Raw genomic sequence first — 21,786 nt, forward strand, 5'->3', positions numbered from 1 at the left:
CGAGGGATGGATGCGGAGTTCCGCCCGCGCCTCGGCTTGGGCGGGCGGTCGAGCCCGAGCAGCGTCTCGCCGGCGGCGGCGCGAAGGCGGGAGGGATCGAGCGCGCGGATGCCCTTGAGGTCGGAGAGGTCGAGCACAGCCCCACCCTTCAGCGGCACCGCTTGGCCGAAATTGCCCGTCCCGGCCCCGCGGCAGGTGAGCGGGACGCGGTGCCGCGCGGCGGCGCGGGCGACGTCGATCACCTCGGCCTCGCTGCGCGGCGCGACCACCGCCTCCGCCACCCGCCCGCGCAACGCCGCGCGCAGGATCGGGCTGAACCAATGGAAGTCCCGGCTCCTCTGCGCGCAAAGGGCAGGGTCGGTGCTGTGCGGGATGTCGCCGATGGCGGCGAGGAAGGACGAAAGGCCAGGCGTCGTCATGGCGTGCACGAGGCAAGAAATGCGCCGACCCGTGTTCGCCGCGCGCTCAGGCCTCGGGTGTCGCCGGCGCGCGGGGCTCCGCATCCAGGGCGTCGCGCAGGCGTCGTTCGTAGTGGCGGTAGTACTTGTCGGTGACGAGGTCGGTCTTCACCACCACGCAGACATCGGTGGTGTTGAACTGCTCGTCGATCACCGCCCCGTCGCCCACGAAGCCGCCGAGCCGCAGGTAGCCCTTGATCAGCGGAGGGAGGTCGTTGAGCACGGCGCGCACGTCGATCCCGCCCGGGTCCATCCGCCGCATCTCGACGAAGCGATGCGGCAGCGCCCGCGGGCGCAGCGCGGGCGGGGCGAGGTGGTTGTGCCAGAGCCAGGTCAGCGGCGCGGCGAGCGCATCGGGGTCGGTGCCGTGCAGGGAGGCGCAACCGAACATCAGGTCGATGCGGTGGCGGAACACATAGGCCGCAATCCCCTGCCACAGGAGCTGCAGGGTGGGGCGCGTGCGGTAGCCCGCATCGACGCAGGAGCGGCCCAATTCCAGGATCTCGCCCGGGAAGGCCTCGATGCAGGCGATGTCGTATTCGCCGGCCGAGTAGAAGCCGCCGGCCTTGGCGGCAGCCGGGCGGCGGATCAGGCGATAGGTGCCGACCACGCTCTCCGGCCCCTCGCCGAGCGAATGGTCGATGACGAGAAGATGGTCGGCGACCGCGTCGAAGCGGTCCTCGTCCCGACGGGTGGCGGCCATCTCGGCGGTCGGCTTCGCTCCCATCTCCTCGTAGAAGACGCGATAGCGCAGCGCCTGCGCCGCCTCGAGCTCCCAGGGCGCTTCGGCGAGGCGCACGCCGAGCGGGCCGGCCCGAAGTTCGCCGAAGCCTGCGCCCTCCGGCAGGGGGCTCTCGGCGGGAGGGCGGGGGGCGTGCTTGGTCATGCGCGGGCCGGCCCCGTCGGACCGTTGCGGTGCCGGGCGCGCGGTCGTGGCACAGGCCGGCTGCCCGCTTCGCCGGGGCGGCGCACGACGCCGGCGGGACGGGGGGCCGGAGCCTCGGGCGAAGCGGTACGACGGCCGAACAGCTCCAGCCGTTGGCTCACCAGCGTGTAGCCGAGGCGTTCCGCGATGGCCCGCGCCACCGCCTCGAACGCCTCGTCGGAGAACTCGATCACCTTGCCGGTGTCGACGTCGATCAGGTGGTGATGATGGCCGCGATCGGCGGGGTCGTAGCGGGCCCGGCCTTCGCCGAAGTCGCGTCGTTCCAGGATGCCCTTCTCCTCGAGCAGCCGCACGGTGCGATAGACCGTGGCGATGGAGACGTTGGGGTCGATCGCCGAGGCGCGGCGATAGAGTTCCTCGACATCCGGGTGGTCGGTCGCCTCGGAGAGCACGCGCGCGATCACGCGGCGTTGCCCGGTCATCTTCAGGCCGGCCTCGATGCACATCCGCTCGATGCGGCTCTCCATCCGCCCGTCCTTCCTCACGGCCGTCGGCGCGCGGCACCCAGCGGGCGCCGCTGATTTACCTATAGCAGAGGCGGGGGCGGCGGTCGCGCCCCCCGTCCCGGCCCAGCGACGGCAGGCGCCTCAGTCGCCGCTCTTGGCGGATTCGGCGGCGCGTGGCTTGGTGCCGAGCCCGATCTTCTTGGCGAGCTCGGAGCGACGCTGAGCGTAATTCGGCGCCACCATCGGGTAGTCGGGCGGAAGACCCCAGCGCTCCCGATACTGCTCGGGCGTCATGTTGTAGGCAGTCTTCAGATGCCTCTTCAGCATTTTCAGCTTCTTCCCGTCCTCGAGACAGATGATGTAGTCGGGGAAGACGGATTTCTTGATCGGAACCGCCGGCTGCGGCTTGTCGGGCGCGGGCGCGCCGCGGCCCACCGCAGACAGCGTCTTGTAGACTTCCTGGATCAGGCCAGGAAGTTCCGACAGCGGCACGCTGTTGTTGCTCACATGGGCGGAGACGATCTCCGCCGTGAGCTCAAGGATGTTGGCATCAGCCTGCTGGTCCTGCATCGACCCTGTCTCGCCTTTCGGTAACGCTTGGCGCTCGATATAATGATTGGGCGTCCGTCGTGCAACGATCGCTCGGCGTGCGACGGCATCTCGGCATCAACGGCGAAGCGCGAATGAGCGAGCAAAAAGAGGGCGAGCGCTACTTTCTCGACATCACGGGTGAAACTTGCCCGATGACATTCGTGCGTACCCGCCTGATGCTGGATCGCATCCCCGCCGGCGCCCTCCTCACCGTCCGGCTCAAGGGCCGGGAGCCGCTCAACGGCGTGCCCCGCAGCGCCGCCGCGTTGGGACACGCCGTGCTCGCGCGCGAACCGGAAAGCCCGGACCACGCCATGCCGAGCGACGTCTGGCTCGTCACCTTGCGCAAGACGGGGTGAGCGGGCGCGCGAGCACCAGCGCATCGCGGCCGGGCCCGTAGTAGTCGCGACGACAGCCCACCGGCTGAAAGCCCGCCGCGCCATAGAGACCGCGCGCAGCGGCGTTGTCCGCCGCCACCTCGAGGAAGACCCGGCCGACACGCGCCCGCGCCAGCGCGGCAAGACAGTCCTCGACCAGGCGGCGCCCCACCCCCTGCCTGCGCCAGGCGGGGACGACGGCGAGGGTGAGGAACTCGGCCTCATCCGCCGCCTGTCGTGCCAGCACGAAGCCGAGCGGTTCGTCGCCCTCGGCCGCCAGCAGGCCCGCCGCACCCGGCAGGGCGAGCAGGCGCGCGAACGCCGCTTCGCCCCAGGCCTCCGCCGGCGGGAAGGACACCGCATGCAGGGCGGCGAGCAGAGGGGCGTCGGACGGGGTGAGGGGGCGGATCAGCACACGATCGCCGCACCGGCCGGGGGGCGCACGGCGGGCGGATCGACGTAGAGCGGGGCGAACGGCCGGGCTGCGATCGCGCCGGCGAGCCGGGCGGCGGCAACGGCCGCGACCATGGAGGCGCGCGGCCAGGACGCCGTCGCGGCTGGGTCGAGCAGAGCCGCCGCGTCGCCGACGAGCACGCTCCAAGGGCCGCCCGGCAGGGGCTCGCCCGGGCGCCAGACGTGAGGGGGCAGGATCTCCTCGGGAATGCCCGCTCGCACCAGGAAGCCGGCCAGGAAGGCATGGCCGCGCCGCGAGTCGATCGCCACCAAGATCCGCCCCTCCCCCGCCTCCGCCGCCAACACCTCGGCGGTGGAGACGGCGACCGCCGGCACGCCGAACCCGATCGCCAGCCCCTGCGCGAGGGCGAGGGCGGCGCGGATGCCGGTGAAGGAGCCGGGGCCGACCGTCGCCGCCACCGCCGCCGGCCGCCCGCCCGCCAGCACCGCGGCGGCAAGGCGGACGAGGGTGGCCGCCTGGTCGCGCTCGCCCGCCTCTTCCGCCACGCGCTCGCCGAAGGCCGCCGAGACGCGGGCAAGCGAGGCATCGAGGGCGAGGATGGCGCGGGGATCGATCACCCCCGGCGAGGGAACGCCCGTCACAGCACGCGGCAGGCCTCGTCGAAGGCAAGCCTCGGGTCGCGCGGGCGGATGCGGTCGAACGCCCCGTAGCCCAAGGCGGCGAGCAGGTTGGCGCGAATGGTTGTGCCGGCGAAGAATTCGCGGTCGACCGCCGCGGCGTCGAACCCGCTCATCGGCGCGCAATCCAGGCCCAACGCGCGCGCGGCGAGGATCAGGTAGGCGGCCTGCAGCGTGCCGTTGCGGAACGCCGTCTCCTCGCGCAGCTGCGGGTCGGCCTCGTACCAGGAGCGAACGTCACCCCGCGGCCACAGCCGCGGCAGGAGGTCGTGGAAGGCGGTGTCGTAGCCGAGGATGGCGGTGATTGGTGCGCCCATCACCTTCGCCACGTTGCCCGGCGAGAGGGCGGGGCGCAGCCGCTCCTTCGCCGCCGCCGAACGGAGGAACAAGATCCTCGCCGGCTGGCAGTTGCCCGAGGTCGGCCCCCAACGCATCAGCTCCCAGAGTTCGCGCAGGAGCTCGTCGGAAACCGGGTCGGGGCGGAAGGCGGGTGGCGTGCGGGCCGTGCGGAACAGCCGATCCAGCGCGAAGGGGTCGAGCCGCAAGCCTCACTCCACGGCCTGCACGGCCACCACCTCGGGCACGTAGTGCTTCAGCATGTTCTCGATGCCGTGCTTCAGCGTCGCGCGCGACGAGGGGCAGCCCGAGCAGGAGCCCTGCAGGCGCAGCTTGACGATGCCGTCGCGGAAGCCGCGAAAGACGATATCGCCGCCGTCCATCGCCACCGCCGGCCGCACCCGGGTGTCGATGAGTTCGCGGATCTGGGCGACGATCTCGGCGTCCTCGGGGTCGACGTCGAGCGTCTCCTCCTCCGCCTCGCCCTCGCCCTCGATCACCGGCAGCCCAGAGAGGAAATGGTCCATCAGCACGCCGAGCACGCGCGGCTTGAGCAAGGACCAATCCGCATCGTGGCTCTTCGTCACGGTGACGAAATCCGCGCCGAGGAAGACGCGCGTCACCTCGGGCAGGTCGAACAGGGCGCGGGCGAGCGGCGAGCTCGCCGCCGCCTCCGCCGAGGCGAAGTCGGCCGTCCCCGAGGGCATGACGGTGCGCCCGGGCAGGAACTTCAGTGTGGCCGGGTTGGGGGTGGCTTCGGTCTCGATGAACATGTTTGAATCGTTAAGCGGGACGCCATCCACGCTCAAGAGAGAATGCGACCCCCCCACCACAAACACATGGGTTTGATGCGTCGATAATTCAGCGCCTATCGAATCGCCTTAATGGCCTTTCCCGCATAAGATTGGATAAAGATTGCAATCAACCCACCGAATATATACTGGTCGATGGACTTGATTTGATCCTCTACAAGAAAATGCCAGCCAAGGGGCGCGAATAGGTGAAAACCGCGGATTATTATACCGGAAGCAACTAGAAAGAAAATTATCCAGACTAAAAGGAGGAGAGAATGCGAAAAATGATCCCTAAACTTCTCATTTCTCCTGTGTTCTGATTCTCTGGCTTGCCTTTCTAAATCGCCTGCCGCAAGTGCTTTCGCCTCCTGTTCAGCGCTCGCACGACCGTCCTGATCACCATAGAGACCTTCGAAAATCCGTGGTGGAGGGACCTGGTTATCAACACTCATTCTGTTTTAGCTAAACACAGACCAAAGACCCAATTAATCAAGACTGTATGTCTGCTCATTTACCAGCTTCTCTGAGACAGCCTCCGTCCCTTTCCTCCTGAACCTGTCTAACATATTCTTGAAAGAGGCGACCAAAGTAGTCCTCTATAATATCGTTTGAAATTCGGATATTACGCTTTCCATCTTCGTAACACTGATCCCAGGGCGAGCCCTTCTTATGAGTAAGCATCGATAGCTGTATCCCGGAAAGCTTTCCATATTTTTTGTAAACGTCTTCAATGAGTTTTTTTTCGCGTTCGCCTAGGCTTTCTACCTGTTGCCCACTGCTAAGCGCGCTTCTATCAACAGGCTGATCACGAAATTTTTTAACTTTATGATAGAGATCTGGGATAACAGGTCCATATCTCCAAGCCTCTATTGATTCTCTGATAAGTGGGACACCGTAAATCCCAAGCATCCAACCGTGCGCCAAGTATACCAACTTTAACAGCTGCATTGGCGTAAGTGTGTCGTTAGACTTGCTGGCAAGCTGAAGAAGCTCGTCAGCTACGATAGTTGACTCATACCCAGCGTTCATCGGGGTGCCTCCAAGCACTGGCTTCCTAGCGTCAGTGCCCACGTTCATTCCACAAGCCTATACATATAGTCGAAGTGCTTTTCACCCGGTAAGAGCCTGCGCATCGTCACCCAATGGCGCCTCCTCCTCGAGGAGCCGGCGCAGATAGGCGCCATAGGCGGATCGCCCCAGGCGGTCCGCCGCACGCGCCAGCGCATCGGAGCCGATGTAGCCCATGCGCCAGGCGATCTCCTCCGGGCAGGCGACCTTCAGCCCCTGGCGGAGTTCGAGCGAGCGGATGAACTCGGCCGCGTCCATCAGGCTCTCCGGCGTGCCGGTGTCGAGCCAAGCGTAGCCGCGGCCGAGGCGTTCGACGGAGAGCGCACCGCGCTCGAGATAGACGCGGTTGACGTCGGTGATCTCGCGCTCGCCACGGGCGGAGGGACGGACGGAGGCGGCGACCTCGCAGACGTCGGCGTCGTAGAAATAGAGCCCGGTCACCGCCCAGTTCGACTTCGGTGCGGGGGGCTTCTCCTCGATCGCCACCGGCCGCCAGGAGGGGTCGAACGTGACGACGCCGTAGCGTTCCGGATCGCGCACGTGATAGGCGAACACAACCGCCCCCGAGGAGGCGGCGGCGCGCTGCATCAGCGCCTGCAGGCCGTCGCCGTGGAAGATGTTGTCGCCGAGGATGAGGGCGACGCGCGAGGAGCCGACGAAATCCCGCCCGATGATGAAGGCCTCGGCAAGCCCCCCCGGTGTGGGCTGCACGGCGTAAGCGAGGCTGATGCCCCACTGCGCGCCGTCGCCGAGCTGCGCCTGGAACAGCGCGCGGTGTTCGGGCGTGGTGATGATCAGGATGTCGCGGATGCCGCCCAGCATCAGCACGCTGAGCGGGTAGTAGATCATCGGCTTGTCGTAGACCGGCAACAGCTGCTTCGAGAGCACGCTGGTCATCGGATGGAGCCGCGTGCCCGCGCCCCCGGCGAGGATGATGCCCTTCATCGGGCCGCCGCGCCGAGGCCGAGGCGGGCGCCGTCGTAGCGGCTGCGCATGCCCTCCTCCCACCACGGCCGGTGCGCGATGTACCAGGCGACGGTCTCGCGCAGGCCGTCCGCGAAGGAACGCCGGGCGGCGCGCCAGCCGAGCTCGCGCGCGATCTTGCCGCAGTCGATGGCGTAGCGGTGGTCGTGGCCGGGCCGGTCGGGCACGAAGGTGATCAGACGGCGTCGCGGCCCGGCGGGATCGGGGCCGGCGAGCTCATCGACCAAGTCGCAGATCAGGCGCACGGTGTCGATGTTGCGGCTCTCCTCCCCGCCACCGACGAGATAGGTCTCGCCCGGCCTGCCGCGCGTGAGGATCGTCCACAGCGCCTCGGCGTGGTCCTCCACGTGCAGCCAATCGCGCACCTGCAGGCCCTGGCCGTAGACGGGGAGCGCCTCACCCCGGAGCGCCTTGATGGTCATCAGCGGGATCAGCTTCTCCCAGAACTGCCAGGGCCCGTAGTTGTTCGAGCAGTTGGAGACGAGCACGGGCAAGCCGTAGGTGCGGTGGAAGGCGCGGGCGAGGTGGTCCGCCCCGGCCTTGGAGGCGGCGTAGGGCGAATTCGGCCGATACGGGCTTTCCTCGGTGAAGGCGCCCTCCTCGCCCAGCGCGCCGAAGACCTCGTCGGTGGAGACGTGCAGGAAGCGAAACCGCGCGCGCGCCTCCGCCTCCAGCGAGCGCCAGTAGCCGAGCGCCTCGTGCAGGAGGGTCGCGGTGCCGAGCACGTTGGTGCGCACGAAAGCGAGCGGGTCGTCGATCGAGCGGTCGACATGGGTCTCGGCGGCGAGGTTCATCACCGCCTCGGGCCGGAACTCGGCGAAGGCGCGGCGCACCGCCTCGCGATCGGCGATGTCGGCCTTCAGGAACGCATAGTGAGGGGAGAAGACGGCGTTCTCCACCGCAGCAAGGTTGGCGGCGTAAGTGAGCGCGTCGAGGTTGAGCACGCGCACGCGGCCCTCGCGGATCAGCCGCCGCACCACGGCCGAGCCGATGAAGCCCGCGCCCCCGGTGACGAGAACGCGCGAGGGAGAGAGGGTGGGGGTCAGTGCAGCGTCTCCATCAGACCGAGGAGAAGGCGGCAGCGCGGGGCGAGCGCGCGCCAGAGGATGTGCTCGTGATCGGCATGCGCCCCCGCCCCGGGGCAGCCGAGCCCGTCCAGGGTGGGGATGCCCATCACGGCGGTGAAGTTGCCGTCGGAGCCACCACCGCGCGCTTGCTTCGGCAACGTGAACCCGAGCCCCTCGGCGATCGCCCTCGCCCGGGCGTAGAGGGCGAGGGTGGCCTCGGTCTCCGGGAAGGGCGGGCGGTTCATCCCCCCCGTCACGGTGACGGTGCAGCGCGGGTCGTGCGGGCGAAGACCGAGGATCGCCGCCGTCAGCCGCGCACCGTCTTCCACCGTGCGCACCCGGAGGTCGATCTCGGCGCGGGCTTCGGCGGCGACCACGTTCGGCCGCGTGCCGCCCGAAATCGGGGCGACGTTGACGGTGACCCCGCGCGGGGGATCGACCATGGCGTGCAGGTCGAGGATCTGGCGGGCGAGCTCCACCACCGCCGAGGCGCCGTCCTCGAAATTGCCGCCCGCGTGCGACGCCACCCCGCGCACGACGAGGTCGAACCGGCCCACCCCCTTGCGCGCGGTCACCACCGCGCCGTCCGCGGAGGCGGGTTCGGGGATCAGCACGAACGCAGCCTCGCGCGCCTCGGCCTCGATCAGCGCGCGCGAGGTGGGCGACCCCACCTCCTCGTCGGAGGTGAGCAGCAGGGTGACGGGAAGCCGGGTCGCCGTGCCCTGGCGCAGGATGGACAGCATGGCGTGCCAGGCGAGGAAGGAACCAGCCTTCATGTCGTAGATGCCCGGCCCGTACGCCCGGTCGCCCTCGACGCGGAAGGGCATGCGGGCGAGCGTGCCGGCGGGCCACACCGTGTCGAGGTGCCCGGCGATCAGGATCCCCTTGCCCTCGGGCGACCCGATGCGGGCGCGCAGGCAATCGCCGAAGCCGTCGCGGCCGGGAATGCGCGTCACCGCCGCCCCCGCCGCCCGCAGCGGCGCCTCGGCGCGGTCGATCAGCGCGTTGACGCGGGCGGGCTCGTCGGTCGGGGTCTCGCATTCGACCCATGCGCGAAGCCCCGCAAGCAGCGCCTCGGCGGGGCCCGGGTCGGTGACAGGGACGGATGTCATGCCGTGTGCGCAGTCGTGCGTTTCGGCTCAAAGGAGCGCGTTACAAAAGTTGTGGCATGTTGCGCAGGCCGCGACATCTTGTCCAGTCGTCAACGATCGCGTAGCGTGTCCAACATGCTGCACCGCCGAACAAATAACGGAGGGCAGCATCCGTGGGGAAAGGGCTGTCCATGGCGGTGAGCGGAGCCAACGGCTTCATCTGTTTCGAGGACCTGCGCGAGGGAATGAGCGCCTCCTTCTCGCGCACCGTGACCGAATCGGACATCGTGCTGTTCGCCGGCGTCTCGGGGGACATGAACCCCGTCCATCTGGACGCCGAATACGCCGAAAAGACGGTGTTCAAGGGGCGCATCGCGCACGGCATGCTGTCGGCCGCCTTCATCTCCACCGTGCTCGGCACCAAGCTGCCAGGCCCGGGCACCGTCTATCTGGCGCAGAGCCTGAAGTTCAAGGCGCCGGTGCGCATCGGCGACACCGTCACCGCCACCTGCGAGGTGGTGGCGCTGGATCCCGTGAAGAAGCGCGCCACCCTGCGCACCGTGTGCACGGTGGGCGGGAAGCCGGTGGTCGAGGGCGAGGCGCTGGTGATGGTGCCCTCGCGCGCCGAGGCCGAGGCGAAGGACGCCCCACCGGCAGCCTCCGCCGCCTGACCCCGCCGCGCGTTTGACCGCGGCGCCCGGCCGGGGCATCTCGGCTGGCGCATGCGCGTCTTCCGCCACCTCGCCTCCCTCCCCGCCGATGCCCGCGGTGCGGCGATCGCGCTCGGCAACTTCGACGGCGTGCATCGCGGCCATGCCGCGGTGATCGCGGCCGCCGCGGATGCCGCCCGCGCGCACGGCCTCCCCCTCGCCGCCCTCACCTTCGAGCCCCACCCGCGCGAGGTGTTCCGCCCGCACGACCCGCCCTTCCGCCTCACCCTCGCCGAAGCGAAGGCCGAGGCGCTTGCCGCCCTCGGCGTCGATCTCCTCTACGAACTGCCCTTCGACGAGGCGTTCAGCCGGATTTCGGCCGAAACCTTCATCGCCGAGGTGCTGGCCGGGCAGCTCGGCGCCCAGCACGTCGCCTGCGGGCCCGACTTCCACTTCGGCCATAGGCGCACCGGCACCCCCGCCCTGCTCGCCACCCTCGGCCCCGCCCACGGCATCGGGGTGACCGTGGTGCCGGAGGCGACCGACGAGGCGGGAGGAGAACTCTCCTCCACCGCGGTGCGCGACGCCCTGCGCGCCGGCGACCTCGCCCGCGCCGAGGCGATCCTGGGCCGGCCGTGGGAGATCCGCGGCCGGGTCGAGCGGGGTGCTGCACTCGGGCGAACCCTCGGCTTTCCGACCGCCAACGTGCCGCTCGGGCGGCACCTGGTGCCGCGCCTCGGGATCTACGCCGTCGAGGCCGGAACGGACGGGCGGAGCTGGCTGCCCGGTGTGGCTTCGCTCGGCGTGCGCCCCACGGTCAACACCCTCGCCGCGCCCTTGCTTGAGGTCCACCTGTTCGACGTCGCGCCCGACCTCTACGATCGCGAGCTCCGGGTTCGCCTGCGCGCCTTTCTGCGCGACGAGGCGCAATTTCCCGACCTCGAGGCGCTGGTTCGCCAGATGCGGCGCGACGCCCAGGCGGCACGCGCCGTGCTCGGTGCCGCGGCGCGATGAGCGCGCCTCTCCTCTCCTGGCTCTATCTCGTCCTCGCCGGCCTGCTCGAGGTCGCCTGGGCGGTCGGGCTCAAGCTGTCGCGCGGGCTCGACCTCACCGCGAGGCCCGTGCACACCGTGCTGACGGTCTCGGCGATGGCGGCGAGCGTGATCCTGCTCGGCCTCGCCGCGCGGCACCTGCCGATCGGCACGGCCTACGCGATCTGGGTCGGCATCGGCGCGGCGGGGACGGCGATCGCGGGCATGATGCTGTTCGACGAGCCCGCCACCCTCGCTCGCATCGCCGCCATCGCCGTCATCGTCGTCGGCGTGGTCGGGCTGAAACTCGCCTCCTGACCCGCCCGTTCATTGACCCGTCGGGTCGGCGCCGGTATCCGACCCCATCCCCGCGCGAGCCCCGGGCCCGAACGATGAGCGACACCAGGCGCGACTACCGCGACACGGTCTTCCTCCCCACCACAACCTTCCCGATGCGGGGGGAACTGCCCAAGCGCGAACCCGCCTTGCTCGAGCGGTGGGAGCGCATCGACCTCTGGCGTCGGCTGCGCGAGGCCTCGGCCGGCCGTCCCAAGTTCGTCCTGCACGATGGGCCGCCCTATGCCAACGGCCACATCCACATCGGCACCGCGCTGAACAAGATCCTGAAGGACGTCATCAACCGCGCCAAGCAGATGGCCGGGTACGACGCCAACTACGTGCCCGGCTGGGACTGCCACGGCCTTCCCATCGAGTGGCGGATCGAGGAGCAGTACCGGGCGGCGGGGCGCGACAAGGACGCCGTCGACGTGCTCGCCTTCCGCGCCGAGTGCCGCGCCTACGCCGAGCACTGGATGGGCGTGCAGGCGGCGGAGTTCCGCCGCCTCGGTGTGGCCGGCGACTGGGCCGGCCGCTACGCCACCATGGACTTCCGCTCCGAGGCGATCATCGCCGGCGAGATCGGCCGCTTCCTGCTCAACGGCGCGCTCTACCGCGGCGCCAAGCCCGTGCTGTGGAGCCCCGTCGAGAAGACCGCCCTCGCCGACGCCGAGGTCGAGTACCACGACCACACCTCGACCACCGTCCGCGTCCGCTTCCCCATCCTCTCCGCCCCGGCCGAGGATCTGCGCGAGGCGGCGGTCGTGATCTGGACCACCACGCCGTGGACGCTCCCCGGCAACCGCGCCGTCGCCTATGGCGAGGACATCGACTACGCGCTGATCGTGGTCGAAACGGTCTCCGAAGGCTCGCTTGCCCGCCCCGGCGAGCACCTTCTCGTCGCCTTGCCCTTGCTTCCCGACACGCTCAAGGAAGCCGGCATCGGCCAGCACGTCGTCCGCCGCGTGCTGAAGGGGCGGGAGCTCGCCGGCACGATCTGCGCCCACCCCTTGCGCGGCCGCGGCTATGAGTTCGACGTGCCGCTGCTGCCCGCCGCGTTCGTCACCACCGACCAGGGCACGGGCTTCGTGCACATCGCCCCCGGCCACGGCGAGGACGACTGGGAACTGGGGCGCCGCCACGGCCTGCCGGTGCCGGAGACGGTGGGCCCCGACGGTACCTTCCTTCCCCACGTCGCCGGGTTCGCCGGCGTGCACGTCTACAAGGCGGCCGACCCGGTCTGTGCGGCGCTGACGCAAGCGGGAACGTTGCTGTCGCGGTCCAAGCTGGTCCACGCCTACCCGCATTCCTGGCGCTCCAAGGCACCGCTCATCTTCCGCACCACGCCGCAGTGGTTCATCCGCATCGATGGGGCGACCGCGATCCGCACCAAGGCGCTCGCCGCCATCGAGGCGACCCGCTTCGTCCCGCCGCAGGGCCAGAACCGCCTGCGCGCGATGATCGCCTCCCGCCCCGACTGGTGCATCTCGCGCCAACGCGCCTGGGGCGTGCCGATCGCCATCTTCGTCGACCGCCGCACCGGCGAACCGCTGCGCGACCCCGCGGTGGTGCAGCGCATCGTCGCGATCTTCGCACAGGAAGGCTCAGACGCCTGGTGGACCCGGCCGGCTTCCGACTTCCTCGGCCCCGGGCGCGATCCCGCCGACTATGAGCAGGTGTTCGACATCGTCGACGTCTGGTTCGAATCGGGCTCGACCCACGCCTTCGTCCTCGAAGGCAACCCCGCACTTGCCTGGCCCGCCGACCTCTACCTCGAAGGCTCCGACCAGCACCGCGGCTGGTTCCACTCAAGCTTGCTCGAAGCCTGCGGCACGCGCGGGCGAGCGCCCTACCGTGCGGTGCTCACCCACGGCTTCGTCGTCGACGAACAGGGGCGGAAGATGTCGAAATCCCTCGGCAACACCGTCTCGCCGCAGGAGGTGATCGCCGAATACGGCGCCGACATCCTAAGGCTGTGGGTGATGGCCTCCGACTACACGGAGGACCTGCGCATCGGCCCCGAGATCCTCAAGCAGCAGGCCGAACTCTACCGCCGCATCCGCAACACGCTGCGCTGGATCCTGGGCGGGCTCGACGGCTTCGCGGAGGCCGAGCGCGTACCCCTCGCCGACATGCCCGATCTCGAGCGCTGGGTGCTGCACCGCCTGGCCGAACTCGACGCGCGGGTGCGCGAGGCGGCAGAGAGCTTCGCCTGGACGGGCGTGTTCGCCGAACTGCACGCCTTCTGTGCGGCCGACCTCTCCGCCTTCTACTTCGACATCCGCAAGGACGCGCTCTACTGCGACCGGGCAGACTCGCTGCGTCGGCGTGCCTGCCGCACGGTGCTCGACCACCTCCATCGCTGCCTCACCACCTGGCTCGCGCCTCTACTCGTCTTCACCGCCGAGGAAGCTTGGCTCGCCCGCTTCCCCTCCGAGGACGGGTCGGTGCATCTCGAGACCTTCCCAGCGATCCCGCCAGAGTGGCGGAACGAGACGATTGCGCAACGGATGGCGCGCATCCGTGAGATCCGGCGCGTCGTCACCGGCGCGCTGGAGCGCGAACGCGCCGCCGGCGCCATCGGCGCCTCCCTGCAGGCCGCCCCGATCCTCGTCCTTCCCGCGGCGGATCGTTCCCTTCTCGATGCGGACGGCTGGGCCGAGATCTGCATCACCTCGGGCATCACGTTCGCCGACACCCCGCCCGACGCCGACGTCGCCCCCTTCACGCTCGACGACGTGCCGGGCGTGACGGTGATCCCCCGCCGTGCCGCGGGCGAGAAATGCCTGCGCTGCTGGAAAGTGCTGCCCGAAGTCGGCACCCACGCCGATCACCCGGGGCTCTGCGACCGCTGCCACGACGCCGTGACCTCCGGCGTGCTCGCCCGCCGCGCCGCGGCATGACGGCGCGCGAGGAAAACGAAGGATAGGGTGGGGGACACGCGTGTCCCCCACACCCCCTGCGCAACACGCCGGTCACGGCGCGCGCCTGCGGCTGGGCCTCGCTCTCGCCGCCGCCGTGCTCGCCCTCGATCAGGCGACGAAGTGGTGGATCCTCGAAATCATCCGCCTGCCCGAAGTTGGGCGTGTCCACGTCCTGCCGTTCATGAATCTCACCATGGTCTGGAACCGCGGCGTCACCTTCGGCCTGCTCGCGGGCGACGCCTGGTGGCACGCCTATGCGCTGGCCGCCGTCGCCCTCGCGGTGGCGGGCTTCCTCATCGCTTGGCTCGCCCGCGCCGAAGACCGCTGGACCGTGATTGCGCTCGGGCTCGTGCTCGGCGGTGCCATCGGCAACGTCATCGACCGTCTGCGCTTCGGCGCCGTGGTCGACTTCGTCGACCTGCACGCCTTCGGCTGGCACTGGTACGTGTTCAACGTCGCCGACAGTGCGATCGTCTGCGGGGTGGGTCTGCTCCTGGCGCACGCCTTGATGCGGCCAAAACCCGAGCGTAAGGGGGAGGGATGACGCCCCGCCACGGCCTCGCCCTGGTGCTTTGCCTGCCGCTCGTTGCCGCCTGCGGCAGCGACGTGGGCCGCACCTTCGGCCTCACACGCGAGCCGCCGGACGAGTTCCTGGTCACCACCCGCGCCCCCCTCTCGCTGCCGCCCGACTACGCGCTGCGCCCGCCGCGGCCGGGTGCTGCGCGCCCGCAGGAGCCGCCCGCCCGCGAGGCCGCCGCGGCCCTGCTCGCCGCCCGCACCGTGACGCAACCGGTGCTGGCCGACATCCCGCAAGGCGCCTCCGCCGGTGAGGCCGCCCTGCTCGCCGCCGCCGGCCCGCCCGTGCCGAGCGATCTGCGCCGCCAGATCGAGCAGGAGAGCGCGCTTCTCGCCGAACGCGAGCGCTCCTTCGTCGATCGCCTGCTGTTCTGGCGCCGGCCGGAAGCGGACGGCGTGGTCCTCGACCCCCAGGCCGAGGCCGCCCGGCTGCGCGAGGCGGCCGCGCTCGGGCGCGAGCCCACCGCGGGCGAAACCCCCATCATCCAGCGCCGCCGGCGCGGGCTTCTCGAAGGCTTGTTCTGACGCCGCCCCGCCGCCCTGGACGGATGGCGGGTGAAGCCTCACCTTGAGGCCATGACCGAGATCGACCGTCGCACGCTGCTGGCCGGCCTGCCCGCCGCCGCGGCCCTCGCCGCCGCCCCCGCCATCGCTGCCACCGCCGCGCCCAAGCCCGTCTACGGGGCGGAAACCTTCCGACTGGCCAACGGACTCACCGGCGTCGTCATCCCGATGCGCCGCGCCCCCGTCGTCGCCCACATGGTCTGGTATCGCGTGGGCGGGGCGGATGAGCCGCCGGGCCTCTCCGGCATGGCCCACTTCCTCGAACACCTGATGTTCAAGGGCACGCCGAACATCGGCCCCGGCCAGTTCAGCCGCCGGGTGGCGCGCGAGGGCGGACGCGACAACGCCTTCACCGGCCACGACTACACCGCCTACTTCCAGCAGGTCGCCGCCGACCGGTTGGAACTCGTCATGGGGATGGAGGCCGACCGCATGGCCAACATCCTGCTCGACCCGAAGGACATCGAGCCGGAACGCCAGGTCATCCTCGAGGAGCGGCTGCAGATCGTCGAGAACAACCCGCGCTCCCGCTTCCGCGAACGCCTCGCCGCCTCCTTCTACCTCAACCACCCCTATGGCCGGCCGATCATCGGCTGGGAGCACGAGATCCGCGCCATCCCGCGCGAGGCGCTGCTCGACTTCCATCGCCGCCACTACGGCCCGGGCAACGCCATCCTGGTCGTGCAGGGCGACGTGACGACGGAGCGGGTGGCGCGGCTCGCCGAACGCACCTACGGCGCCGTGCCGGCCTCCACCCGCGTCGAGCGCCGCCGCCCGCAGGAGCCCCCGCATGACGGCGAGCGCCGCCTGATCCTGCGCGACGCGCGGGTGCGCGAACCCTCCTTCGCGCGTCTTTATCCCGCGCCGCACGCTCACGCCTCGGTCGAGACCTCGGATGCGCTCGAGGTCCTCTCGCACCTGCTCGGCTCGGGCCCCGCCAGCCTGATGTGGAAGGCGTTGGTCGACACCGGGCTCGCGGCCTCCGTCTCCGCCGCCTACGGCGGCGACAGTGTGGATCCGTCCGAGTTCGGCCTCTATGCGAGCCCCCGCCCCGGGGTGGCGCCGGAGAAGCTGGAAGGCGCGCTGGATGACCTGATCGGCCGCGTCCTGCAGGAGGGTGTTTTGGAGGCGGAGGTGGCACGCGCCGTGCGCGAGATCATCGCCCAGTCGGCCTTCGCGCGCGACAGCCTGATGGGCGGGGCGCGCACCATCGGGGCGGCTTTGGCGGTCGATCTGCCGCTCGACTACGTCGAGTACTGGCCCACCCGCATCGCGCAGGTGACGGCCGAGCGCGTGACCGAGGCCGCCCGCGCCGTCCTTCGCCGCGACGCCTCCCTCACCGGCTGGCTCGTTCCGGCAGAGGCGCGGGCATGACCGCGCCCCGCACCGAAGCCGAGGGTCAGGCGGGCTGGTCGGTCCCGGTCCAGGTCGTCCGCTCGCCGGCCGGGATCGAGGCCTGGCTGATCGAGGACCACACCGTCCCCGTCGTCGCCCTCGCCTTCGCTTTCGCCGGCGGCGCGGCCCTCGATCCGCCCGGGCAGGAGGGGCGGGCCACCCTGCTCGCCGCCCTGCTCACGCAAGGGGCAGGGCCGCACGACACGGCCGCCTTCGCCAGCTTGCTGCGCGAGCGCGGGGTATGGCTCTCCTTCGAGGCGGAGCGCGACGGGCTGAAGGGCAGCCTGCGCACGCTCGCCGAGGAGGCGGGCTTCGCCGCCGACATGCTCGCCCTCGCCCTCGCCGAGCCTCGCTTCGACGAGGCGGCGGTGGAGCGCGCCAAGGCGCAGCGGCTGATCACGCTGCGCCGCGAGGCCGAACAGCCGCCGACCATCGCCGCCCGCCGCTGGTGGGCCGAGGCCTATGCCGGCCACCCCTTCGCCCGTCCGACGGGCGGGACGGAGGAAGGCGTGAAGGCCGTCGATCGCGAGGCCCTGCGCGCCGCGCGCGAGGCGCAGATGCGTCGCGGCAGCGTGGTGGTGGCGGCGGCCGGCGCGATCGACGCCGAGGGGCTGGGGCGCCTCGTCGACCGCGCCTTCGCCTCTTCCCTCGCCGACGGTGCCGCGCCGGCCATGCCGCCGGTGCCAGCCCCGCGACGCTTCGGCCTCGCCGTGGTCGACCGCGACGCCCCGCAGGCCGCCGGGGTGTTCGGCCACGGGGCGATCGCGCCCGAGGATCCGGCCTGGGAGGCGGCGCAGATCGCGAACTGGATCCTCGGCGGTGGTGGCTTCTCCGCCCGGCTCATGACCGAGATCCGCGAAAAGCGCGGTCTCACCTACGGCATCGGCACCTCGCTCGTGTCCTTCCGGGGCAGGGGCCTCGTGCTCGGCTCCGTCTCCACCGACAACGCCCGCTTCGGCGAGACGCTCGCCGTGCTGCGCGAGGAGTGGCGCAAGATGGCCGCCGAGGGTCCGACCGCCGACGAGGTCGAGGCCGGCAAGGCTTTCCTCACCGGCTCCTTTCCCTTGGGCTTCACCTCGACCGCGCAGATCGCGGGCACGCTGGTCGGGCTTCGCCAACTCGGCCGCGCACCCGACTGGCTCGCCGGCCGGCTCGCTCGGCTTGCCGCCGTCACGGTGGAGGAGGTGCGGGAGGTCGCGCGCCGGCTGTTCGATCCGGACGCGCTCTCCATCGTGGTCGCCGGCCGCCCGGCCCTTTAGGCGGGCGGTTCAGCCGGCGAGGAGTGGCGGCGAGGGAAGCGGCCCGCGTGCGATCTCGTAGGCGTGGGCGGCGCGCAGCACCAGCGCGTCCTCCCCCGGCCGCCCGGCGAGCTGGATCGCCACCGGCAGCCCCCCCACGCCCAAGCCCGCCGCGACGCTGATTGCCGGTTGACCGGTGAGGTTGAACGGCAGCAGGAGGTTGGGCAGGCGGAAGCCGGTCCAGCGATCGACCGCCTCGATCAAGGGTGCTTCGCCCACCGCGGCGGCGGTGAGGATCAGGTCGACCTCGCGCATCGCCTCGGCGATCGCCGCCGCCAGCGCCCGGCGTCGGCGCTGCGCGGCGAGGTAGTCCTCGGCCGAGACGAGGGCGCCGAGCAGGAGGCGCTCGCGCAGGATCTCCCCATACTCGTCCCGCCGCGCGCGCAGCCACGGCGCGTGGATGGCGAAGGCCTCGCCGAGCAGGATCACCATCCCGGCATCCGTCAGGTCCTGCAGGGGCGGGAGGGTGATGACGCGCGGCAGGGCGCCCAGGTCACGGAAGATGGCGGCCGCACGGTCGATCGCCGCGCGGGTGGCGGGGGTGAGCGGCAGCACCCCCTCGTGCCACGCCTGCGGGATGCCGATGCGCAGGCCGCGCACCCCGTCGCCGAGCCCGCCGAGGAGGTCCGGCGCAGGGCGTCGGTCGGACGCGGGGTCGGCGGGGTCGTGCCCGGCGCAGGCGGAGAGCAGGATCGCGCAATCCTCCGCCGTGCGCGCGAGCGGCCCCAGGTGGTCGAGCGACCAGGCGAGCGGAAAGGCGCCCGTGCGGGGGACGAGGCCGTAGCTCGGTTTGATGCCGGCAAGCCCGCAGAGCGCGGCCGGGCCGCGGATCGACCCGCCCGTATCGGAGCCTGAGCCGCCGAGGATCATGCCTGAGGCGATCGCCGCCGCCGTGCCCGAGGAGGAGCCGGCGGTGAAGTGGGCGGGGTTCCACGGATTGCGCGCGGGCGGGGTGGGCAGATCGAAGGAGGGCCCGCCCCAGGCGAATTCGTGCGTGGTGAGCTTGCCGAGGCAGACCGCGCCGGCGGCCCGCCAGCGGGCGGCGATCGGCGCATCCGCCGCCGCCGGTTTCTGCCCCGCGAGCACGCGCGAACAGGCGGTGGTCGGAAAGCCCGCGACGTCGATGATGTCCTTGTGCGCGATCGGGATGCCGTCGAGCGGTCCCTTCGCCTCACCACGCATCCATCGGGCTTCCGCGCCCCGCGCCGCGGCAAGCGCGCCCTCGCAGTCGAGCGCGACGAAGGCATGCAAGGAGGGCTCGAACCGCTCGACGCGGTCGAGACAGGCGTGCGTGAGTTCGACCGGTGAGAGGCTGCGCGCGGCGAAGGCCCGCGCCGCCTCGGCGATGGTCGGAATCACGCCCATGGCTTGGGCGGAGGAAAGAGGGTCGCGGGTTCCTCGGTCGCGGCGGCGGCGCGAAGCCGTGCGCGCATCGCTTCGAGAAGCCGGATCGGTTCGGCGAGCCGCGCCCGCTCGGCCGCCGAAAGGGTGAGGCCAGCGCGGGCGAAGGGATCCGCGCTCCCCTCGCCCGCCGGACCGGTCCTCACTTCGGTCCCGCGCTGTTCGCTCACGTCACCTCGATATTGGCCGCCCGCGCCACCGCCCGCCATTGTTCGAGCTGCTGGCGGATGATGGCGACGAAGGTGTCCCTGGTCGGGATGGGGTCGCGCGGCAAGGTCTGCACGTCCTCGAGCCGCGCGCGCAGATCGGGCCGCGCCAGCAGGCTTGGCACCAAGCCGACCAGCCGCTCGACGATCGGCTCCGGCAGGCCTTTCGGCGCGGACAGCCCGAGCCACTGCGCGGCGGTGAGACTCGGGAAGCCGAGTTCGGCGAAGGTCGGCACGTCCGGGAAGGCAGGCAGCCGTTTCTCCGAGGAGACGGCGAGCGCGCGCAGAAGCGTGCGACGGTTCATTGGTGAAGCTCCCTCTCACTCATCGGCCCGGCTGCCGAGCGGCCGGACGCGGAACGAAACGACCGATGGCGGAAGCTAGCAAACCCCGCGCCGGAGCGGCCACACTCCGTTGACCCAGGCCGATCGGCCGCTAGCCTCGCGCGCGCCAACACCAGGAGGCGAACGAGGGACGATGGCGAAGGAGATCCTCTGCGCATTCAGTGTGCACTGTGACGCCGTGGCGGGCTGGCTCGGCTCCTATGGCGGAGAGGACAGCCCCTCCGACATCAGCCGCGGCGTGTTCGCCGCCGAAGTCGGCATGCCGCGCCTCGTCGAGCTCTTTCGCCGCTTCGGACTGAAGCAGTCCTTCTTCATCCCCGGCCATACCATCGAGAGCTTCCCCCGCCAGACCGACCTCGTGGTCGAGGCCGGGCACGAGATCGGCCTGCATGGCTACTCGCACGAGAACCCGCTGGCGCTGACGCGGGAGCAGGAGGAGGCGATTTTCGACCGCTCGATCGCGCTGATCGAGAAGCACTGGGGGCGGCGGCCGGTGGGTTACGTCGCGCCGTGGTGGGAGGTGTCCGCCACCTCGATCGAGATCCTGCTCGCGCGCGGCATCGCCTACGACCACTCGCTGATGCACCACGACTGCATCCCGTACTACGTGCGGACGGGGGATTCCTGGACCAAGATCGACTACTCCCAGCCGGCCGAGACCTGGATGAAGCCCTTCAGCAAGGGGCGGGTGACGGACTTGGTCGAGATCCCCGCCTCGTGGTGGCTGGATGACCTGCCGCCGATGATGTTCATCAAGAAGTTCCCCAACAGCCACGGCTACGTGAATCCGCGCCACCTCGAGGAGCTGTGGCGGGATCATTTCGATTTCATTTACCGCGAATACGACTATGCCGTGGTGCCGATGACCATTCACCCTGACGTGTCGGGGCGGCCGCAGGTGCTGATGATGCTCGAGCGGCTGATCGGCTACATGCTGCGCCACCCCGGCGTGCGCTTCGTCACCCTGGAGGAGATGGCGGCCGATTTCCGCCGCCGCGTGCCGAAGCCGGCCGAGTGACGCGCGCACGCCGCCGGGCGCGGCCACGGGTCAGGCGGGGCGGAGGATCGCGTCGATCGCGCGTGCGAGTGCGAGGTCGCGCTCGGACAGCCCTCCTGCGTCATGGGTGGTGAGCACGATCTCCACCCGGTTCCACACGTTCGACCACTCCGGGTGGTGGTCGTGCTTCTCGGCCAAGAGCGCGACCCGGCTCATGAAGCCCCAAGCCTCGGCGAAGTCCCTGAAGCGGAACGACCGCGCGATCGCATCCCGCCCCTCGACCAGCCGCCACTCGGGCAGTTCCGTCCCAAGCCGCGCCCGCTCCGCATCCGTCAGCCGCTGCACCATTCTTGCCTCCGTCGCGACCCACCCCTCATCTAGGGCTCGTGCGGTCCTTCACCACACCCCCGACGACGGAGGAGATCGTCGCGCTTGCCGACGAGGCTCTGGCTTGGGCGCAGGCGCGCTTCCCGCGCGACCTCGCCCGTCTTCTCTCCGGCGTGTCCATCGTCGTCGACGACTTCCCCGATGACGAGACGGTGGCGGAGATGGGGCTGGAGAGCGGGTGGGACCTGACGGGCCTCTGGCGCGGCGTGCCGCTGACCCAGCGCAGTGTCGCCGACGTGGCGCGCGCGCCCGAGATGATCCACCTCTATCGTCTCCCCATCCTCGCCGAGTGGATCGAGACCGAGGTCGATCTGCGCGATCTCGTGCGCAACGTGCTGATCCACGAGATCGCCCACCATTTCGGCTACTCGGATGAGGAGATCGCGCGGCTCGAGGCGGGGGAGGGATGACGCGACGGGGAGGTGGC

Annotated in this window: 26 protein-coding genes and 1 pseudogene; 11 read left to right on the forward strand and 16 right to left on the reverse strand. The window is 70.6% G+C overall.

Features of this window, described 5'->3' with window-relative positions:
* Positions 1–56: 56 nt before the first annotated feature.
* From DWB05_RS15370 to DWB05_RS09540, 4 genes and pseudogenes are all read right to left on the reverse strand, one after another.
* A pseudogene (locus DWB05_RS15370) lies at positions 57–503 on the reverse strand (FAD-binding oxidoreductase); the annotation flags it as partial.
* The gene (locus tag DWB05_RS09530) at positions 466–1,344 is read right to left on the reverse strand and encodes a GNAT family N-acetyltransferase (RefSeq protein ID WP_114376959.1); all 879 of its coding nucleotides are present in this window, start codon (positions 1,342–1,344) and stop codon (positions 466–468) included. The gene DWB05_RS09530 and the pseudogene DWB05_RS15370, both read right to left, overlap by 38 nt.
* Positions 1,341–1,871, reverse strand: a complete 531-nt coding sequence (locus DWB05_RS09535) for a Fur family transcriptional regulator (protein WP_114376960.1) — start codon at positions 1,869–1,871, stop codon at positions 1,341–1,343. The genes DWB05_RS09530 and DWB05_RS09535 overlap by 4 nt, the downstream gene beginning before the upstream one ends.
* A gap of 120 nt (positions 1,872–1,991) precedes the next feature.
* Positions 1,992–2,420 (reverse strand): Ros/MucR family transcriptional regulator, encoded by a 429-nt coding sequence (locus tag DWB05_RS09540; protein ID WP_114376961.1) that lies wholly within the window; start codon positions 2,418–2,420, stop codon positions 1,992–1,994.
* A 113-nt stretch (positions 2,421–2,533) separates the two neighbouring features.
* On the opposite strand from DWB05_RS09540, the gene DWB05_RS09545 reads away from it, so the two are divergent.
* Complete coding sequence (locus tag DWB05_RS09545) at positions 2,534–2,800, forward strand: sulfurtransferase TusA family protein (RefSeq protein WP_114377017.1); 267 nt, start codon at positions 2,534–2,536, stop codon at positions 2,798–2,800.
* Here the strand turns inward: DWB05_RS09545 and DWB05_RS09550 are convergent.
* The 8 genes from DWB05_RS09550 to DWB05_RS09585 form a co-directional block, all read right to left on the reverse strand.
* Positions 2,778–3,233: a GNAT family N-acetyltransferase gene (locus tag DWB05_RS09550; protein WP_114376962.1), complete on the reverse strand. Its 456-nt coding sequence runs from the start codon at positions 3,231–3,233 to the stop codon at positions 2,778–2,780. The two genes, DWB05_RS09545 and DWB05_RS09550, sit on opposite strands and share 23 nt — an antisense overlap.
* The gene (gene tsaB / locus DWB05_RS09555; protein WP_198669123.1) at positions 3,227–3,874 is read right to left on the reverse strand and encodes a tRNA (adenosine(37)-N6)-threonylcarbamoyltransferase complex dimerization subunit type 1 TsaB; all 648 of its coding nucleotides are present in this window, start codon (positions 3,872–3,874) and stop codon (positions 3,227–3,229) included. Before tsaB ends, DWB05_RS09550 begins: the two co-directional genes overlap by 7 nt.
* The gene (locus DWB05_RS09560; protein ID WP_114376963.1) at positions 3,871–4,455 is read right to left on the reverse strand and encodes a malonic semialdehyde reductase; all 585 of its coding nucleotides are present in this window, start codon (positions 4,453–4,455) and stop codon (positions 3,871–3,873) included. Before DWB05_RS09560 ends, tsaB begins: the two co-directional genes overlap by 4 nt.
* 3 nt (positions 4,456–4,458) lie before the next feature.
* Positions 4,459–5,019 (reverse strand): NifU family protein, encoded by a 561-nt coding sequence (locus tag DWB05_RS09565; protein ID WP_114376964.1) that lies wholly within the window; start codon positions 5,017–5,019, stop codon positions 4,459–4,461.
* Positions 5,020–5,547: 528 nt separating this feature from the next.
* Positions 5,548–6,117 carry a Panacea domain-containing protein gene (locus DWB05_RS09570; RefSeq protein ID WP_114376965.1) on the reverse strand — a complete coding sequence of 190 codons (570 nt, stop codon included), beginning with the start codon at positions 6,115–6,117 and terminating at the stop codon, positions 5,548–5,550.
* A gap of 33 nt (positions 6,118–6,150) precedes the next feature.
* Positions 6,151–7,053 carry a glucose-1-phosphate thymidylyltransferase RfbA gene (rfbA, locus tag DWB05_RS09575; protein ID WP_114376966.1) on the reverse strand — a complete coding sequence of 301 codons (903 nt, stop codon included), beginning with the start codon at positions 7,051–7,053 and terminating at the stop codon, positions 6,151–6,153.
* Positions 7,050–8,138, reverse strand: coding sequence for a dTDP-glucose 4,6-dehydratase (rfbB, locus tag DWB05_RS09580; protein WP_114377019.1), 1,089 nt, complete (start codon positions 8,136–8,138; stop codon positions 7,050–7,052). Before rfbB ends, rfbA begins: the two co-directional genes overlap by 4 nt.
* Positions 8,135–9,271 carry a M20 family metallopeptidase gene (locus tag DWB05_RS09585; protein ID WP_114376967.1) on the reverse strand — a complete coding sequence of 379 codons (1,137 nt, stop codon included), beginning with the start codon at positions 9,269–9,271 and terminating at the stop codon, positions 8,135–8,137. Before DWB05_RS09585 ends, rfbB begins: the two co-directional genes overlap by 4 nt.
* 170 nt (positions 9,272–9,441) lie before the next feature.
* Here DWB05_RS09585 and DWB05_RS09590 point away from each other — a divergent pair, with 170 nt between their 5' ends.
* From DWB05_RS09590 to DWB05_RS09625, 8 genes are all read left to right on the forward strand, one after another.
* A complete protein-coding gene (locus DWB05_RS09590) occupies positions 9,442–9,921 on the forward strand; it encodes a MaoC family dehydratase (RefSeq protein ID WP_114376968.1) in 480 nt (159 codons plus the stop codon).
* A gap of 51 nt (positions 9,922–9,972) precedes the next feature.
* Complete coding sequence (locus DWB05_RS09595; protein ID WP_114376969.1) at positions 9,973–10,914, forward strand: bifunctional riboflavin kinase/FAD synthetase; 942 nt, start codon at positions 9,973–9,975, stop codon at positions 10,912–10,914.
* Positions 10,911–11,249, forward strand: coding sequence for a DMT family transporter (locus tag DWB05_RS09600; protein ID WP_114376970.1), 339 nt, complete (start codon positions 10,911–10,913; stop codon positions 11,247–11,249). Before DWB05_RS09595 ends, DWB05_RS09600 begins: the two co-directional genes overlap by 4 nt.
* Positions 11,250–11,323: 74 nt before the next feature.
* Positions 11,324–14,170 carry an isoleucine--tRNA ligase gene (ileS, locus tag DWB05_RS09605; protein WP_114376971.1) on the forward strand — a complete coding sequence of 949 codons (2,847 nt, stop codon included), beginning with the start codon at positions 11,324–11,326 and terminating at the stop codon, positions 14,168–14,170.
* A gap of 40 nt (positions 14,171–14,210) precedes the next feature.
* Entirely contained in the window at positions 14,211–14,735 is a 525-nt protein-coding gene (lspA, locus tag DWB05_RS09610) for a signal peptidase II (protein WP_232818486.1), read from the forward strand.
* Positions 14,732–15,292, forward strand: a complete 561-nt coding sequence (locus DWB05_RS09615) for a DUF3035 domain-containing protein (RefSeq protein ID WP_114376972.1) — start codon at positions 14,732–14,734, stop codon at positions 15,290–15,292. The genes lspA and DWB05_RS09615 overlap by 4 nt, the downstream gene beginning before the upstream one ends.
* A gap of 51 nt (positions 15,293–15,343) precedes the next feature.
* The gene (locus tag DWB05_RS09620; protein ID WP_114376973.1) at positions 15,344–16,705 is read left to right on the forward strand and encodes a M16 family metallopeptidase; all 1,362 of its coding nucleotides are present in this window, start codon (positions 15,344–15,346) and stop codon (positions 16,703–16,705) included.
* Positions 16,702–17,985, forward strand: coding sequence for a M16 family metallopeptidase (locus DWB05_RS09625; RefSeq protein ID WP_114376974.1), 1,284 nt, complete (start codon positions 16,702–16,704; stop codon positions 17,983–17,985). Before DWB05_RS09620 ends, DWB05_RS09625 begins: the two co-directional genes overlap by 4 nt.
* A gap of 9 nt (positions 17,986–17,994) precedes the next feature.
* On the opposite strand, the gene DWB05_RS09630 is transcribed toward DWB05_RS09625, so the two are convergent.
* From DWB05_RS09630 to DWB05_RS09640, 3 genes are read right to left on the reverse strand one after another with little or no spacing between them, the layout of a single operon-like run.
* Positions 17,995–19,383 (reverse strand): amidase, encoded by a 1,389-nt coding sequence (locus DWB05_RS09630; RefSeq protein ID WP_157967151.1) that lies wholly within the window; start codon positions 19,381–19,383, stop codon positions 17,995–17,997.
* A complete protein-coding gene (locus DWB05_RS09635) occupies positions 19,380–19,595 on the reverse strand; it encodes a hypothetical protein (RefSeq protein WP_114376976.1) in 216 nt (71 codons plus the stop codon). The genes DWB05_RS09630 and DWB05_RS09635 overlap by 4 nt, the downstream gene beginning before the upstream one ends.
* Complete coding sequence (locus DWB05_RS09640) at positions 19,592–19,936, reverse strand: Bug family tripartite tricarboxylate transporter substrate binding protein (protein ID WP_114376977.1); 345 nt, start codon at positions 19,934–19,936, stop codon at positions 19,592–19,594. The genes DWB05_RS09635 and DWB05_RS09640 overlap by 4 nt, the downstream gene beginning before the upstream one ends.
* Before the next feature lie 172 nt (positions 19,937–20,108).
* On the opposite strand from DWB05_RS09640, the gene DWB05_RS09645 reads away from it, so the two are divergent.
* Positions 20,109–20,993, forward strand: a complete 885-nt coding sequence (locus DWB05_RS09645) for a polysaccharide deacetylase family protein (RefSeq protein ID WP_114376978.1) — start codon at positions 20,109–20,111, stop codon at positions 20,991–20,993.
* Between the two features lie 30 nt (positions 20,994–21,023).
* Here the strand turns inward: DWB05_RS09645 and DWB05_RS09650 are convergent, their stop codons facing one another.
* Positions 21,024–21,320 carry a 4a-hydroxytetrahydrobiopterin dehydratase gene (locus DWB05_RS09650; protein WP_114376979.1) on the reverse strand — a complete coding sequence of 99 codons (297 nt, stop codon included), beginning with the start codon at positions 21,318–21,320 and terminating at the stop codon, positions 21,024–21,026.
* 38 nt (positions 21,321–21,358) lie between these two features.
* On the opposite strand from DWB05_RS09650, the gene DWB05_RS09655 reads away from it, so the two are divergent.
* A complete protein-coding gene (locus DWB05_RS09655) occupies positions 21,359–21,769 on the forward strand; it encodes a metallopeptidase family protein (RefSeq protein WP_114376980.1) in 411 nt (136 codons plus the stop codon).
* Positions 21,770–21,786 lie beyond the last annotated feature (17 nt).

Origin of the sequence: Elioraea thermophila (ex Habib et al. 2022) (assembly GCF_003336755.1) — a bacterium.
Lineage (GTDB): Bacteria > Pseudomonadota > Alphaproteobacteria > Acetobacterales > Acetobacteraceae > Elioraea > Elioraea thermophila.